The organism is Tabrizicola fusiformis (assembly GCF_013328815.1).
Taxonomy (GTDB): Bacteria; Pseudomonadota; Alphaproteobacteria; order Rhodobacterales; family Rhodobacteraceae; genus Fuscibacter.
The window spans coordinates 1-15,565 of the sequence record NZ_JABUHN010000022.1; the positions used below are offsets into that span (position 1 = coordinate 1).

A 15,565-nucleotide genomic window follows, 5' to 3' on the forward strand; every position below is an offset into this window, starting at 1 on the left:
CCAACTCCCGAGCAAACCTGCAAACCCCACAGAAAAATCGGCGGAAATCCCCCGTTCCAATCATGGGAACCGTTGATTCCAGTGAGCGGGCAATGAAACTGGAAATGATCAGCTTGCCGGATCCTGACTGCTAAAAGCAGTCAGGGGCAGTGAGACAGCACGCGGAAGAAGTGGCTTCAGAAAAAGCGAAGCCTCCGGTCATAATGAGGAGCGAGCCATTGACCTCAAAACACCGACAGGCCGAGATCTACAGAATGGTGATGCCGGGTCACATCTGCCCATATGGCCTCAAATCGCTCGACCTGCTGAAACGCAATGGGTTTTCCGTCAGGGACCATCATCTGACGAGCAAAGCAGAGACGGAAGCCTTCAAGGCAGAGCATGGCGTTAAGACAACGCCACAGACCTTCATTGACGGAAAACGTATTGGCGGACATGACGATCTTGTCGAATTTTTGGGTGGAACTACGGCCACCAAAGACACCGTCACCTACCAGCCGGTCATTGCACTTTTCGGGATGGCAGCACTCATGGCACTGGCGGTCGGCTGGATCGCCGAGGGCCGCATTGTCCCGGTTCCTGCCATCGAGCGTTTTATCTCCACCGCCATGTGTCTTCTGGCGCTGCAGAAGCTGAAAGATGTCGAGGGGTTCTCGACGATGTTCCTGAACTACGACCTGCTCGCGCAGCGATGGGTTCCTTATGCGTATATCTATGCCTATGCCGAAGCTCTCGCAGGTCTGCTGATGCTGGCAGGTATCATGATGTGGCTTTCCATTCCGCTTGCGCTCTTCATCGGAACGATTGGTGCCGTTTCCGTTTTCAAGGCCGTTTATATCGACAAGCGCGAACTGAAATGCGCCTGTGTCGGCGGCGACAGCAATGTGCCATTGGGTTTCGTGTCGTTGACCGAAAACCTGATGATGATCGCCATGGCTGTGTGGATGCTGTCGAAAACCGGGATGGCGATGCCTTGACCAGAATGCAGGCTCTTTCTCTGAAGGAGTTCTAAAAGAACCGTTTGTCCCGAAACGTCGCCACGTCTCCGGGCCAGAAGTAGATAAAACAGACAGAAATCGATCAGTGTTTCTGAGTCATCCAGAGGAACGAGCATGGCAGCGCAACACGATGATGAAGACGGTCATGATCATGGCCAGACCGTAACCTCCGACAACGAACGCCGGATACGCTTCGTCTTCATCTTTACCGCAGGCTATGCGGTGGTTCAGGCCATCGGAGGCTGGCTGTCCGGGTCTCTTGCTCTCATTGCCGACTCTGGCCACATGGTTTCCGATGCGGCGGCTCTCCTCCTGGCCCTGATTGCCTATAGGGTTGCGCGACGGCCGGCCGATGGCACCCGGACTTATGGCTTCCATCGGGTGCGCGTCCTGGCGGCTCTGGCAAACGGGGCTACGCTCTTGCTGCTTGTTGCCTGGATCACCTGGGAGGCCATCCAGCGCTTCAACCAGCCGGTCGAGGTGCTGGCCGGACCAATGCTGATCGTTGCTACAATCGGGCTTCTGGTGAACCTTGCCGGTGCCTGGATCCTGTGGTCGGGCAACAAGGGCGATGGCAACCTGCGCGGCGCCCTGTTGCATGTGATCGGCGATCTTCTAGGTTCGGTTGGGGCCATCGCCGCTGCGATCGGCATTATGCTCACCGGCTGGTCCTTCCTTGATCCGCTGCTATCCGTTCTGGTTGCGGTGCTTGTCGTCAGGTCAGCATGGGCGCTGGTCTCGGACTCGATCCGCGTCTTGCTGCAGGCTGTCCCCAAAGGTCTGGATGCAAGAGCGGCAGAGTTGGCGCTGGCAGAACTCGATGAAGTTGACGAAGCCGCGCATTTTCATGCGTGGACACTCACCGACGACACCGTCGTTGCTACGGTGCATGTCACTCCGGCTACAGGAGCAGACACTCTTTCTTTGCCTCGGATTGTCGCAGACTCGCTCAAGAAGAAATATGATATTGATCATGTAACTGTGCAGGTGGACCCGCCGGGCGAACTTTGGCGGGGTGAAAACCTGTAGAAATAAGTGCCAACCATTTTGCGGCAGTTGTGGCTGGCTTCTGATCGAGAAACGGGGCCGTAACCTCGCTTGGGAGGGCCTAGAGGTGGCCCTCTCAACTTGGAGCAGTTCGCGCGTCTTTTGTTCAATTGCCGTCGAAACGGCGGCTGGCCGATCGAGAGCTCCGCCTGTCGTCACTAACTAGTCCGGCTAAACTATCCCACGCTCCCATGGCCTGCCGCGAGATTCAGCCCTCCTGTCTGCCTTGGAACAGTGCGCCAGCAACTCAGTGGGGTGATATCCATCCTCGAGCAGCGAAGCGGCTTCGCGAACCATAGCGATTGGCTGGACCATAGCGCAGGCCATCCTCTTCGAAATACGCCAGAGAGCCCAAAAGCCAGGCTCGATGCCAACGCGACTGCGCGAACAGCTTTCGCAGCCAGCGCGGAAAGACATAGCCCGTATAGCCTGAAAGGTAGAGGTGCAGTAGTACCTCTCCTGCCAACTGTTCAGTGCCGGTTGGATAAATCCTATGCATCCTTGCCGGTCGGCACGACAGCAAACCGGTCGGCCGCGAGCGAAGTCTCATAGACGGTCTGCCCGTCTTTCTCATAGTTACTTTCCGCGATCCGTCCCCGGACATGCACCAGATCACCGGGCTTCAGGTTTTCCTTCAGCCAGGCAAAACCTGTGGTGCTACGTTCAAAGAGAGTGACGGTGTTCCAGTCGGTGCGCTCGCGCAACTCGCCGCTGTCCTTGTCGCGCCAGCTGTCGGTGGCCGCGATGCTGACCTTCAGCACCTTGCCGCCTCCGAGTTCGGTCCGGCGCCCCACATAGCCCTGAATCTGGAATTCGGCATGGGTGTACAACATCTCTGTTCTCCTCGTTACGATACTGATTTCAAAGGCTCGCACCGCGGGCGGTTCTATTTCCCGAGACGGCGGGCCCTTTCGGCAACCCGCACGATCTGACCACCAGCGGCCATGGCGGCGGTTTTCACGGCGGGGGCGTTTTGGGCGATCTGGCGGCCAACCATCTCTCCGGTGCTGAGACTGCCCGTCCTCTCGCGCGCTCGGACGCCCGGGGTGTTCATCATCCCGCGTGTCATCGCGGCGGTGCCCGCTGCCACCGCCGGCGCAGCAACCACCATGAAATTCCCCGAAAGCCCACGCACGATCAGAGGCGTCGCAGCGACAAAGCCCTTGGCGAGGAAGACGATGACGAAAAAAGGCACCAGCGATCCGATATTGGTCGCCGAAGCCGGATCTCCCATCTGCGTGAGCAGCGCGTTCGCCATCCCAACCACAGTCGAGAACATTGCGGCGATCACAACCGGATAGAAGGCATAGCTGACAGTGGTCGAGACCCAGCGATGGAAGAAGTCCTTCGTCGCGTCAAACAGCGACAGCGCGATCATCACCGGCGCGAGGCCCAGCATCAGCGAGAGCATCATTTTGGCGAAGATCAGCACGATCCCGGTCATAAAGCCGAGCAGGCTCAGAAGGATCAGCCCGATGCCACTCAGGATCGCGCCGGCCATCCAACCGAGATTGTTGCCGATCGCGTTCAGATAGCCGGTGAACTGTTCGATCAGATTGTCGAACTCCGCCGCAAAATGCGTTGCGCCTGCGCCACCACCGCCAACCGAGGCAACCAGCGCACCCGCAATGTAATCCAGACCGCCGATCACCGCATTGGCAACAGCGTTGAAATGGGTCCAGTTGAAGGCAAAAAAGCCGATCAGGGTCAGCTTCAGCAGGTACCAGAAGAAAGTGGCCCCATCCATGCTGCGATACTGGAAGGCCATGTTGATACAGAGCCCGATCAGGGACAGGGTCACCATCAGCAGGGTGATCGTGCCGATATTGCCCGCCACCGCCCCGAACTGCGATTCCGCAGCAGAGGCGAGAAAGCTATCGGCGGAACCGACCATCCAGCTGACGACGCCCATTACCAGTTGCCCTGGGCTTCGCAGATCGCCTGGACAGCATGGCGCAGATCATTGGTCTGCCGTCGGAGGGCGCGTTGCGTTTGCGTGTGCTCCGGCGCAGAAATGTCTGCGAACCGCTCGGTGTATTCGGCGGCGGCGGCCGCCCAGTCCGGGAACCGGATTTCACAGGAGCAATCCTCGCTCTGCACAATGGCCTCCCAGGAGCGCAGCTCATAGAGGCCCATCAGGGTCAGGGCTTTGTATGCCTCGCGCGGATTGACCTCTTCGACCCAGATCGGTCGCGCGGGCCGGTCATTGCAGATCCGGTATCGCTGCGGCTCCATCGTCACCGTCAGATCATTGGTGATCGGAGTCTGGGCGAGCGCCGGAAGCGCGGTGGCCGCGAAGACAGCGGCAATGCAAAGATTGCGCATGGGATTCCCTTTCATCATTCGGCGACAAGGCGGGTTCGGGTGGCTGCCTCGCCCGTGCCGGGCAGGTAGAATTCGGTGATGCCGCGCGCGCCTTCATGGCGGCCTGCCTGGATGATCACGTCGATCGAGCCCTCGATATAGGTGATCATATCGGCATAGGTCATCGGCAGGTCGGTCTTCAGGGCAGCAATGGCAAGGCGGCGGACCGCGAGCTGCGGGGTCTCGGCATGAAGGGTGGTGAGCGATCCACCATGGCCGGTGTTGATCGCCTCGAGGAAGGTGAGGGCCTCCTTGCCGCGCACCTCGCCCAGCACGATCCGGTCGGGCCGCATCCGCAGGGTCGAGGTCAGCAGGGCATCGGCACTGCGCATCTCTGACTCCCGGTCCGAGATCAGCGTCACCACATTCGGCTGCTCGGGCCGCAGTTCGGCCGCCTCCTCGATGGTCAGAATGCGCTCTTCGACTGGAACAAGGGAGAGGATCTTGCGGGCCGCGACGGTCTTACCGGTCGAGGTGCCGCCCGAGACGATCATGTTGAGTTTATTCTCGACGCAGAACCGCAGCGACGCTTCGATATCGCCCGAGGCGACGACCGTGCGCAGCGCGAGATTGCGTTCCTTGCGCAACCCCTCAAGGCTTCGTTCACGCCCGTAGAGAAACCCGAAACTGATCTTGTCCAGGGGCAGGGAGGAGAAGAAGCGCAGCGAAATGGAAAATCCACCCTCGACCGCTGGCGGCTGGATCACCTGCGCCCGGATCGGCCGGTCGCCCCAGGTGATGCTGACCGAGACGATGGGCTTGCGGGCGCTGAGCGTGGTGTTCGCAGCCGAGGCGATCTGATTGCCGAGGTCGCGGATTTCCGTGAGCGAGAGCGGGCGCCCGAGATCCCGCATAAAATGATCGCCCTGGAACTCGCCCCAGATCCTTCCATCGGGGTTGATGCAGATCTCGATCAGATCCGGGCGGCGGATCGCGTCGCCGAGGCGGGCGAGGGAGGCTTCAAGATAACTTGCCGCCATCAGAGGATCTCCAGATCGTGGTCGACCATGACGGTAATGCGGGTGCCCTGCGGCACGCGGATCACCGGGCGGATCGACAGGTAGTCCTGCATGACGCTGCGGCTGGCATCGCGCAGATCGCCCGCAACATCGCTCGCAGCTTCCGATGTGGTCTCGCCGTCGATACTGGCCGCTGCCGCTGCGGGCACCGCTCCGATCAGAGAAATCAGCGCCGCCGAGCCGAAGCGCTGGCCAAAGCGGGTGTCGACATCGCCGGTGACACCGGAGCGCCCGAGTTCGTCCCCGCCGAATGCGCTGATCGCAACCGTCTGGTTGTCGGGAAGAATGATGCGGTCCCAGCCGACCATGACACGGGACTGCGCCAGCGAGACCTCGGAGCGGTAGCGCCCGATCAGTTGCGCGCCGCGCGGGATCAGCACACGGGTGCCGTCAAAGGAATGCACGTCCTCGGAGACCACGGCGCGGATCACGCCCGGCAGGGTGCTGTCCATCGCAGTCTCCAGCACGGCCTGGATCATCGTACCCTGCACGACGGTATGGCCTGGATTCACGATCAACTCGGCACGGGTCACCGGCGCAGGCGCTGCGCCGCCGCGGACAAAGGCCTCATCGGGGCTGAGACGAGCGGCTTCGACTGCCGTTTCGCCTTCAGCCCCGCCGCCCATCCCGGACCAGGCCAGCATGGGCGAATTCACCCGCGCTTCGCGTGCGGCAGCCTCCGCGGCGCGACGACGTTCCAGCTCGGCAAGTCGCGCATCTTCCTCGCCCTCTCCCTGCGGTCCGAGGCGTGCGATTTCCAGATCCATGCGGATCCGCTCCAGCTCGCGATCCCGCTCGACCAGTTGGCGCTCTAGGGCGGCGCGTGCCTCCGCTGAGCTCGCTTCCAGTGCCGCCATCTGTGCCGTCAGATCGGTGATTGCCGCCTGCGCTCCAGGATCCCCGGTCTCTACCGGGCGTGCACGAAGCTCCTCGAGTTCGCTCTGAAGTCGGGCAAGGGCTTCGCGCAATTCGAGTTCGGCAGCACTTGGCCCTTCCGGAACCGGGGCAGGGGCGGGCGCAGGTTCCGGGGCCGGCGTTCGCGGGAACTCTCCAAAGCCCGAACCCGCCGTCTGGAATTCTTCAGCGGCAGCAGTCGGCATACTGGGTTCTGACTTTGGCTGCATCAGCATCCAGCCCAGACCACCGACGGTCAGGATGGCGACACTGCCCAGAAGAGCCGTGAAGAGGGAAGGGCGGGCGCGGGCTTTGCGTTTGCCGGTTGACGCTTCGATGGCTGCAAGGCGGGCGGAGAGATCGTCGGGCTCGCTGCTCATGACGCGGCTCCGTTCTCGGCATCCGACATGTCCTGGATGCAGATCACTTCCTCACCGAGACGCAGCACCCATTGGCGGTGGACTCCGGAGACGCGGATCACGCCTTCGTCCTGCGCCACCGAATTTACCGTGCGCTCGCGGCCGCCCGTCCAGCGGAAGATCGCCGGGATCGGCGTGTTCCGCGGGAAGCGGAAGTAGGTGAAGGTGCCGTCATCCCAGACTGCGGTCGGCGTAAACTCGGTCTGGCTGCTGGCCGCATAGTTGCTGTTCGGCGCGCCGGCAGCCACGGCATTCGCCACTGGCGTGGTGCTGTCCGGATAGCGGAACTGAACGACATAATGCGGGGTCTCGCGCACCTCGACCACGTGGAAATAATAGGAGCGCCGGTTGGTGTAGACGGTGATATTGGTCGCCACCCCGGAGGCCACCGGCTTGATGGCAAAGGCCCGGCCGCCCGGAACACCGTCAAACTGGAACCCGGCGGTGTCGCCGGCAATGATCGAGCGGATGGACTCGCCCTCGCCGAACTCGACCGAAGTGACCCGGGTCAGGTTGGTGACCACCCGGTAGACCTGACCCTCGGTCCAAGTGGCAATCCGCACCCGACGGTCATGACCACCCGGGCGCGGCGTGGTTTCCGCGAGAGCGGGAAAGGCAGCCATGGCAATGAGTGCCGCGGCCAGAAGCCGGGAAGGCGAGGTGAGGCGGGGCAGGGCGCTTGGCCTGAAGCGGTTCATTCCGACCGGTCCGATCTGATGGCATATTGGGTCACGGTGAAGCCGAAGGGGTTCTGCCAGACATCATCGATGCTGCGTGCCCGCTCGGGCCGGAACTCGAACATCAGCGTTGCGGTGAAGAGGCCGACCTGACCGCCCTGCGGGCTCGTCAGACGTTTGCGCAGCCGGATCTGCGCCCGGTTCTCGCCGATCAGGGTGATGCTGGCGATCTCGACTGCCATCTCAGCAGTGGGCCCATAGCGCGTCGGTGGGAAACTCTCCTGCCCGCTGGTCCACATCGCCCGCATGCCGGCTTCGGCCGCACCCGCCGATTGCGCCAGAACCCGGTTCACCCGCAGATCATTGTCGAGCTGGTTGTAGGTCTCTCGATCCAGAATGTAGCGGTAGATCTGGGACTCGATCACCGCCGGGCGCTCGGATAGCCGCACGGCCTGCACCGTGGCATTGGGCAGGGCGAGGCCGCTTTCCGGATCATAGGGCACAACGACAGGCAGCGGGGGTTCCACAAAGATCGCGACAGCGGCGGCCGCCAGACAGCCGAGAACCCCAAAGCCCGCGCCCGCGATCCCGATGACCCGCCACTGCCGTTCCCGGCGCAGAGCACCATAAACTAGCTCTTCCTCGACCACATCCCGGATGCTCATCGTCGGATCCGCCGCGCTCACTCGAGGCTCGGCATGGTGAAATCCATGTAGCGCCGCTCTTCGGCGATGGTCGCGGCATCGACCACGCCCGCATTGCCCGCACCGATGGTCTGGATCGCCTCCAACTCCCACATGCGTGTCATGGCAATCGCGAGTTCCGCTGTGACACGGGTATTGTGGTCCATCGAGGCCTTCAGATCCTCCATATCGGGAATCATCGCGACCAGACGTTCAACCCGGGCGAGCGACTGCGCGGCTTCCTCGTGACTGTTCTGGGCCGCCGCCGAGAGCACGGCACCGGTGGTTGCCCGCGTGGCGATCCCCTCGGCACCGGGATTGCCGCTGGTTGCGATCTCGCGCAGGGAATCCTCGTCAAACCCCGCACTTGCGAGCGCCGCCTGCATCTGACTGCGCATCGGCCCGGCGGTCACGCCGAGCAGGTTGCTCCAGTCGCCTTGCTGGATGCCACGGATCAGACCGGGGATGTCCTCGAACTTGGCCTCAAGCAGCTGATCGAGGTCACCGCCCATGAGTAGACCAAGGATCTCGCGCGGCCCGGTCAGCGAGGTATACATGGTCTGGAGCTGGTCGAATTGCTGCTGGAGCACATCGAGTTGCTCGAGTGCATTCTCGAAGATATCGCTCTGGATGCCAAAATCCTCCAGCATCTGCTGCAGCTGGCGGATCTCCTGGGCGATGTTCTGGGTATCAACCGTGGGCACACCCTGCGCGGAAGCACCGGTGGCGAGGCCGAGGCAAAGGGCAGTGCTGATCAGCAGATATCTCATCGCAGATCCTCCATTGTAAAATCCATGAACCGCCGCTCGGCCGCCTGGGCTGCGGCCAGTGCCAGCTGTTCATCGCTGAGGGGTTGGGTTTGCGCCGCCTTCAGGCGGGTGCGGATCGCGACGATCCGCGCCAGTTCGGCGCGCGCATAGGTGTTGAGGGCGAGGGATTCCTGTACGTCTTCCGTTTGGCTGATAAGACTTATTATGTCATGCAAGCGTTGTGCCGCGGCCTGAACTGACACCATCGAGTAGTCGCCATAGACGCCGGATCCATGCGCCGAGAGGCTGAAACTCGCGTTCGCCAGCAACACCGGATCGATGGTCCCGAGCGCATCCGGACCGCCGACCATGGCGAGGTAGCGGTTGTACTGCGCCGGGATCACCACGACATAGTTCTGGGTCTCGGCGAAGGGCGGCACGCCGCTGTATTGCTGCACGCGCCCCGGCCCGGCGTTGTAGGCCGCGAGCGCATGGATGATATTGCCATCGAACATGGCGAGCATCTGCGCCAGATAGCGCGCGCCCCCGGTCACCTGCAGGTAGGGATCGTCGTAGTATTCCGGATTGATCCCCAGATCGCTGGCGGTGCCGGGCATGATCTGGGTCAGACCGAACGCACCCACAGGGGAACGCGCTCCGATCTGGAAGCGGCTTTCCTGCCAGATCAGCGCCTGCAACAGGCAGCGCCATTGCACTGGTGTCAGGCCGGCACGCGAGACGCCGGAAAGAGAATGGGTGTCGCGGGCCGCGCGGATGATCAGTTCCTCGACCGTCTCCCGAGCGTCCCCGAAGAGCCGGCTGGCGGCAGGATTACCGTCGTCAGTTGCATAGACCGCCACCGCCGCCGTCTCTCCCCCATTCCCGGCCTCCAGTGCTGCCACCGTCGCGCGCACGGACGGGCTAGCACCTGTGGTCACCGCGCCCAGAATGCTCTCGAGCGAGACGAGCTGCTGACGCTCGATTTCGGCCAGCTCCTCTTCCCGGGCTAGTCGGTCCCGTTGCAGGGCGATGTCACGATCCCGCTGCGTGATGGTGGCCGCAGTTCGGGCAATCGCCTGAGCATCAACCGTGGGCACGCCCTGCGCCGCCAGGGGCTGCGCCAGCGACATGCCGATCAGAACCTGTGGCAGAAGCCTGACCATGGCTTCAGTCCACCGCGCCGAGCAGAGTAAAGGAACAAGGATCTGATGCCCGCGCGACCTCGCCGCCCATGGTCGAGACCGTGACACCAGTTGGGTGCTCCGCAAAGCTGAAGCAATTGGCCCGTGGGGCCTGCCCGCCCGCGCAAGCGGCGAGGAGCAGGAGACTGCCGAGGACGGGAAGATGGGTAAACCGGAAACCATTTACACGAGACATCACACTACACCTTCCAGAAATCAGGGCGGTCGCGGTAATCCGCCCCCACGAGTTGCTCGCCCTTCTCCATGCCGCCAAGGACGGTCACGAGAGGGCCGAGGGCTGAGAGATCGGCGTCGATGACGACCGAGCCACGGTCGTCGCGCACCAGCGCCAGTCGCGAGGCTGTGCCGACGCCCAGAAGGACATCGAGTTCCTTTCCGCTGAGACCCAGCATGGCATAGTCGGCCGCGCTGGCGCGGATGTTCGGCAGCAGGATCTGGGTCGGCACCGCTTCGACGATGGTCTTGCCGGTCCGGGTGCGCTCCAACTGGCTAGCATACTGAGTCATCATCACGACGACGGCGTTCTGCTTACGGGCCGTGACCAGCCAGTTGCTCAAGCGATCCGCAAAATAGGCATTGTCGAGCGCCTTCCAGGCCTCATCGATCAGGATGACGGTCGGGCAGCGGTCCTCGATCACCCGTTCCACGCGCCGAAAGAGATAGGAGAGCACTGCCATCCGCTCTTGCTCGCTTTCGGAATCGAGGATGCCGGTCAGATCAAAGCCGGAGACTTCGCCGCCGAGCGAGAAGCTGTCTTCCGCATTGGCGCCGAAGATCCAGCCGTAGCGGCCAGTCTCGGTCCATTCCTGCATCCGCTCGAAGAGATCGCCATCATCATCCGTGGACACCAGCAACGAAGCAAAGTCTGACCAATTGCGCAGCCCGGCGTGATCGGCGCCGGCGTTCTGGCGCACCACCTCCTGCAGCCGATTGGTTTGCACCGGCGTCAGGGGCCGGTCGCGACGTTCAAGCAATGTTGCGAGCCAGTCTGTCAACCAGGCCTGACCGCGATTGTCGATCTCGGTCTGGAGTGGATTCAGCCCGGTGGGCTTGCCAGCGCGGACGGTTGCATAGCTGCCGCCAAGCGCGCGCACGGCCATTTCCATCCCGGCGCGGTAGTCGAAGATGAAGAGGCGTGCCCCGGCCCGCCGCGCCATGGTCATGAGGAATGCCGCCAGCACCGACTTGCCGGAACCGGGACGGCCGAGGATAAGGGTATGCCCCCCGGTTGGCTCCTTGTCCGGCGATCCCTGTTCGTGAAAGCTGAACCGAAACCCGCTGCGCTCGGGCGTCGGGAAGAGGGCAATCGGTACGCCCCAGGGCAGTTCCGGCCCTGTCTTGCCGAGTGGCGTGCGGTGGAAGGTCGCGAGATCTGCAAAATTGTGGTTGGTGATCGCTGCCTTGCGGCTGCGCGCACCGGTGTTGCCCGGATGCTGCGCCATGTAATGCGCACGCGACCCGAAGCCTTCCGAGATCAGGTTTATGCCGGAACTGGCCGAGATGTTGCGGATCTCGGCGCAGACATCATCGAGATGGGCGCGGCTTCGGGCATAGACCGCCACGGTCATATGGTGCTCGCCAAAGATCAGGCGCTTCGATTCCAGATCGTCCTGCGCCAGCTCCAGCTCTTGGGCCAGACTGACCGCGCCGTCATTGCTGGCCTGCATCAACCGCAGCTGGCGCTTGATCCGGCCCGCCATGATGTTCGAGTTGATCGGTACGAAGGAATGGGTGACGACCATGTCGACCGGCAGGTTCAACTCATCGAGCATCAGGCTGTCGGTCTTGGCTGGATAGTTCTTCACCGCGAAGATCGCGCCGAACTTCTCGCCCACTGCCCCATCGGTGAGGTGGATCTCCGCGCCACGGAAGGTCACGCGGGTATTGGCGACGTCTTCGGCGAGGATACCGAGGCGCGAGGCCGGGAAGAGCGGGTGTTCCTCGCCGGTGTTGAGGCTGCCGAGGAAACCGAGCAACTCGCCGCTCTCGGCCGAGAGCAGACGCGGCTTCAGGTCGGCGAAGCTGGACAGGAGGAATCCCACCACCTCATCGAGCTTGCGCAGGCGGCGTGCCGTGTCGGCGGCAAGGCGGCTGCGGGACAGGTTTGCCGCGAAAGGAATGCGACTGCCGGGATCGGGGCGCTTCAGGACAGAGAGGGTCAGGGTCTTGTCGCGCAGGCCGCCTTTGGCCAGGTCTGACTGCCAGCGTGCATCGACCGCCGCCGCAAAGCCCTCGCCCGGAATGGGTGGCAAGCCGGTCTCGACCGCCTTCGAGACCTTGTGCAGAAAGAAGGAGAACTCGGTCCCGACCTGCGCCACCACTCCGGCAAGAATGGCGCCGATGCGATCCAGATGGCTGTCCTCGGTGGTGGTGCTGTTGACCCCTTCAAGCCGGAGGCATTGCATCAGCTCATTGCCCCGCGTGCGGATAGTGGTGGCGTTCACCAGGCTGACATAGGGCAGCATATGCGCCAGCCGCCGCTCCTTCCCGGCCCACTCCGGCAAAGCAGCAAGCGGGTTGTCGGGTAGGTCGATCTCGGCGGACCGAACGGCAATCGTGTCACGGGGCATAGCTGTCACCCCCGTGCTGCTTGCGGTTCCGCGTCGGCGGCGTTTCCTGCAGAGTGATCACCAGCACGTCGAGGAAATGCGGATCCCAGTCTGCGGCCTTCCACAAGAGCGGCCAGGAGATCCCGGCCGCCACGGCGATGATCCAGTTCTGGATCCAGAGGAACAGCATCGACGAGCCGAAAAGCCAGACCATGGCATACATGATCGGCAGCCCCAGCAATTTGGGGGGCCGCAAAAGGCCGATGAAGACGCGCGATTGTTCCGCCATGGATCTTACCCCTCAAGGCCTCGGGGAGGGTGTGGTCCAGATGGCTGCAACGATGGTCGGTGCGGCGGCAATGCCGGCGATCGCCACCAGCACCCAGAGTGCCTGACGGAAGTCGAGAATACCAAAGAGCCAGGACAGGAACACGCCGATTAGTGCCAGCGTGCCGATCACGATACCAAGAGGGCCGGTGATCGCGGTGACGATGCCCTGCAGGAGGGTTTGCACCGGCGAAAGATCAATACTCTGGGCAAGAACCGGGCCGGCCAACACCACAAAGGCCATCGTCATGATGGCGGTGACAGGCGTGTACTTCATGAACTCGCTCCTCTCAGCCGCGCATAGACGGCCTGCACACGGGCCACATGGCCCTGGGTCTCGGTGTAAGGGGGAATGCCGCCGTGGCGGGTAACCGCCTCGGGCCCGGCGTTGTATGCGGCGAGCGCCAGTTCCGGCGTGCCGAAACTCTCCAGCATCATCAGGAGATAGCGGGCCGATCCGTCGAGGTTTTGCCGCCAGTCATTCGGATCGACCCCGAGGAAGCTGGCGGTATCCGGCATCAGTTGACCAAGCCCGATGGCGCCAGCATGACTGAGCGCTGACGGATCATAGGCGCTCTCGACCTCGATATTGGCGCGGTAAAACAGCGTCCAGTCGGTGACGCTCATGCCGGCGAGGCGGAGCGCGACATGGCCGCCATACCGCAAAGCCGTGTCCTCGATGCCTTGCAGAACTTCGGCGCTGGCCACCGCCGAGCGCGGCGGGGCCACTATCGCCCCTGTCCCGTCTTCTTCATCGGTTGGGGTGGAAAAGAGAAACAGGCGCTCCGGCGTCTCGGCGCCTAACTGGCGCATGAAGCCGGGTTCCGATGATACCGAGGCCAGCTGGCCATCCGATGCCATCGCGAAGATGAAGCCTTCGGCCCTGACCCCGGTCGCACCGAGCGCCGCCAAGGTCAGAATTGCCAGTAGGCTGCAGGTGGACTCAGTCCGCCTGCGATGTCTCGGGCAAAGTGTGGCGGGCGCGACCACCTTCTTCCAACGGAATATGCGCCGTGCGCATTCCGAGATCGGAAAGGAAGCTGACAAGGCCAACCACGGTCTTGAACTCGCGCGCCTTGATATAGCTGCGGCTGGTGACGACGATCTTCTCGTCACCGCCGTTCGGTCCGATGGCGCGGACGATCCAGAGCCCATACCAGGCATTGAGCCGCTTCTCGGCAGCCGATCGGCAGATGACCTCGGCGGCATAACCTTGGGCCAGCAACTGGCGCAGTCCGTCTTCTGTAACCACATTCGGGGCGTCTTCTAGCATGGTCTCCCCGCGGCTCCTCTCCATAGGATGGCTCGGGCCGAGGTGAATCAAATCACCTTAGCCGTATCATTACACTATCATTGCTTGCAATGATTATTTATTGTCTTGACGACAGACCATCGCTGCACAAAGCTGGATAGCCCAGATCTGTGACAAATCAAAGCAATGAAGGGGCTTCGTGCAAACCGTGGTGGCAAGAAGCATTGCTCCATACGCCGTTGCGATCATGGTGATGTGTGGATCTGCATCCGCCACCTGCCTGCCACCGGAGCGTCCGTGGCTGCCATCCGACGCGACTGACGTCCGCGCTTACGCCGACCTGATCCGCGAGGACTTCGAGAGCTACATCGCCGACGTGCAGGACTATTTCCGCTGCCTTGATGCGGAACGGGCCCGGGCCTTCCTTGAGGCGCAGGAGGTCAGTCAGGACTACGGGCGCTTCCAGGCCATCGTCAGCAATTGACGTACTGCGCAGTACGCGTGCAGGACTCGGCGCGCCGAATCAAAGCAAGATCATTGCAATCAATGATAGTGCATTGTAGCGATAAGGCGTAACTGAGTGAGTCGCCTTCATGTATTCTGCCTTCAAACACAGACTTCTGACAGCCTCTCTGGCGCTCGCCGCTGCCGTCGGGGCACCCCCTCCAGCGTTGGCGCAGAGCTATCCGATCGACTGCGCCATCCTGCTTTGCCTCGCAGGCGGCTGGCCCGCTTCCGTGCCCTGCGCCCGCGCTCGGGCGGAGTTCATCCGTCGCATCACGCCCTGGCCGGTCGAGCCTCCACTCCAGATCTGGCGCTGCCCAATGGGCGCAGCCTTTGATAGGCCCTCGCCTCTCAGCCCGATGGAGCGCCTCTACGACATTGCGTTCCGGGAAGAGCGGGAGATTGCCGGAACCGGTCAGAGCGCCGCAGCAGATCTAACCCTGGTGCAGGCACAGGAGCGGGCCGATATCGACATATCCGATGATGCCTTCGACTTTGTCCGCAGCATCCGGGTCTATCACATCCAGTTCAGCCAACATCAAAACCGTGATGGTGATTGTATCCGCAGCGATGCCACAAGGCTGGGATCCTACGGCCTCCAGGGCGACTACGCGTGGGCGCGATCGTCAGTCGCCGCTGTCCCTGATGCCTCTGATCTAGCTATTCCCCCACATTGCAGCAGCTATTCTTGGCGCTCGGTCTTTGTGGACTGGCGCGATCATGCCGGCAACTACGGGTCGGAAGAGGTTCGCTACTGAGGAGCCGCCGGGGCCTTGCGGCCCCGGCTTCGTTTACAGCCCGGGGATCACCGATCCCCCGGTAAAGCGACATTCGGTCAGAGACAGAACACCACCCACCCCAAAAGGCTAACACTCACCTAG

18 protein-coding genes are annotated in these 15,565 nt (G+C 62.4%); 4 read left to right on the forward strand and 14 right to left on the reverse strand.

Annotation, left to right across the window (positions count from 1 at the left end; all coding sequences use genetic code 11):
* The first annotated feature begins 254 nt into the window (after positions 1-254).
* Positions 255-977, forward strand: coding sequence for a MauE/DoxX family redox-associated membrane protein (locus tag HS053_RS20455; RefSeq protein WP_174213101.1), 723 nt, complete (start codon positions 255-257; stop codon positions 975-977).
* Positions 978-1,112: 135 nt separating this feature from the next.
* Positions 1,113-2,027: a cation diffusion facilitator family transporter gene (locus HS053_RS20460; RefSeq protein WP_174213102.1), complete on the forward strand. Its 915-nt coding sequence runs from the start codon at positions 1,113-1,115 to the stop codon at positions 2,025-2,027.
* Between the two features lie 509 nt (positions 2,028-2,536).
* Here HS053_RS20460 and HS053_RS20465 read toward each other — a convergent pair.
* The 14 genes from HS053_RS20465 to HS053_RS20530 all read right to left on the reverse strand — a co-directional run bounded on the left by HS053_RS20465 (position 2,537) and on the right by HS053_RS20530 (position 14,201).
* On the reverse strand, positions 2,537-2,878 hold the full coding sequence (locus HS053_RS20465; protein ID WP_174213103.1) for a single-stranded DNA-binding protein: 342 nt from the start codon (positions 2,876-2,878) through the stop codon (positions 2,537-2,539).
* Positions 2,879-2,931: 53 nt separating this feature from the next.
* Complete coding sequence (locus HS053_RS20470) at positions 2,932-3,957, reverse strand: TrbL/VirB6 family protein (protein ID WP_174213104.1); 1,026 nt, start codon at positions 3,955-3,957, stop codon at positions 2,932-2,934.
* The gene (locus HS053_RS20475) at positions 3,957-4,370 is read right to left on the reverse strand and encodes a hypothetical protein (RefSeq protein WP_174213105.1); all 414 of its coding nucleotides are present in this window, start codon (positions 4,368-4,370) and stop codon (positions 3,957-3,959) included. The genes HS053_RS20470 and HS053_RS20475 overlap by 1 nt, the downstream gene beginning before the upstream one ends.
* 14 nt (positions 4,371-4,384) lie before the next feature.
* On the reverse strand, positions 4,385-5,389 hold the full coding sequence (locus HS053_RS20480) for an ATPase, T2SS/T4P/T4SS family (protein ID WP_174213106.1): 1,005 nt from the start codon (positions 5,387-5,389) through the stop codon (positions 4,385-4,387).
* Positions 5,389-6,702, reverse strand: coding sequence for a TraB/TrbI/VirB10 family type IV secretion system protein (locus HS053_RS20485; RefSeq protein WP_174213107.1), 1,314 nt, complete (start codon positions 6,700-6,702; stop codon positions 5,389-5,391). The genes HS053_RS20480 and HS053_RS20485 overlap by 1 nt, the downstream gene beginning before the upstream one ends.
* Positions 6,699-7,439: a TrbG/VirB9 family P-type conjugative transfer protein gene (locus tag HS053_RS20490; RefSeq protein WP_198838904.1), complete on the reverse strand. Its 741-nt coding sequence runs from the start codon at positions 7,437-7,439 to the stop codon at positions 6,699-6,701. Before HS053_RS20490 ends, HS053_RS20485 begins: the two co-directional genes overlap by 4 nt.
* The gene (locus HS053_RS20495) at positions 7,436-8,083 is read right to left on the reverse strand and encodes a VirB8 family type IV secretion system protein (protein ID WP_174213108.1); all 648 of its coding nucleotides are present in this window, start codon (positions 8,081-8,083) and stop codon (positions 7,436-7,438) included. The genes HS053_RS20490 and HS053_RS20495 overlap by 4 nt, the downstream gene beginning before the upstream one ends.
* Before the next feature lie 17 nt (positions 8,084-8,100).
* The gene (locus HS053_RS20500) at positions 8,101-8,871 is read right to left on the reverse strand and encodes a type IV secretion system protein (protein ID WP_174213109.1); all 771 of its coding nucleotides are present in this window, start codon (positions 8,869-8,871) and stop codon (positions 8,101-8,103) included.
* The gene (locus HS053_RS20505) at positions 8,868-10,013 is read right to left on the reverse strand and encodes a lytic transglycosylase domain-containing protein (protein WP_174213110.1); all 1,146 of its coding nucleotides are present in this window, start codon (positions 10,011-10,013) and stop codon (positions 8,868-8,870) included. Before HS053_RS20505 ends, HS053_RS20500 begins: the two co-directional genes overlap by 4 nt.
* Before the next feature lie 218 nt (positions 10,014-10,231).
* A complete protein-coding gene (locus tag HS053_RS20510; protein ID WP_174213111.1) occupies positions 10,232-12,622 on the reverse strand; it encodes a VirB4 family type IV secretion/conjugal transfer ATPase in 2,391 nt (796 codons plus the stop codon).
* Positions 12,612-12,890 carry a VirB3 family type IV secretion system protein gene (locus HS053_RS20515; RefSeq protein WP_174213112.1) on the reverse strand — a complete coding sequence of 93 codons (279 nt, stop codon included), beginning with the start codon at positions 12,888-12,890 and terminating at the stop codon, positions 12,612-12,614. Before HS053_RS20515 ends, HS053_RS20510 begins: the two co-directional genes overlap by 11 nt.
* Before the next feature lie 12 nt (positions 12,891-12,902).
* The gene (locus HS053_RS20520; RefSeq protein ID WP_174213113.1) at positions 12,903-13,205 is read right to left on the reverse strand and encodes a TrbC/VirB2 family protein; all 303 of its coding nucleotides are present in this window, start codon (positions 13,203-13,205) and stop codon (positions 12,903-12,905) included.
* Positions 13,202-13,918: a lytic transglycosylase domain-containing protein gene (locus HS053_RS20525; protein WP_370584917.1), complete on the reverse strand. Its 717-nt coding sequence runs from the start codon at positions 13,916-13,918 to the stop codon at positions 13,202-13,204. The genes HS053_RS20520 and HS053_RS20525 overlap by 4 nt, the downstream gene beginning before the upstream one ends.
* Entirely contained in the window at positions 13,872-14,201 is a 330-nt protein-coding gene (locus HS053_RS20530) for a hypothetical protein (RefSeq protein WP_174213114.1), read from the reverse strand. The genes HS053_RS20525 and HS053_RS20530 overlap by 47 nt, the downstream gene beginning before the upstream one ends.
* A 226-nt stretch (positions 14,202-14,427) precedes the next feature.
* On the opposite strand from HS053_RS20530, the gene HS053_RS20535 reads away from it, so the two are divergent.
* Both HS053_RS20535 and HS053_RS20540 read left to right on the forward strand, forming a co-directional pair.
* Complete coding sequence (locus HS053_RS20535) at positions 14,428-14,664, forward strand: hypothetical protein (protein ID WP_174213130.1); 237 nt, start codon at positions 14,428-14,430, stop codon at positions 14,662-14,664.
* A gap of 109 nt (positions 14,665-14,773) precedes the next feature.
* A complete protein-coding gene (locus HS053_RS20540) occupies positions 14,774-15,442 on the forward strand; it encodes a hypothetical protein (RefSeq protein ID WP_174213115.1) in 669 nt (222 codons plus the stop codon).
* Positions 15,443-15,565 lie beyond the last annotated feature (123 nt).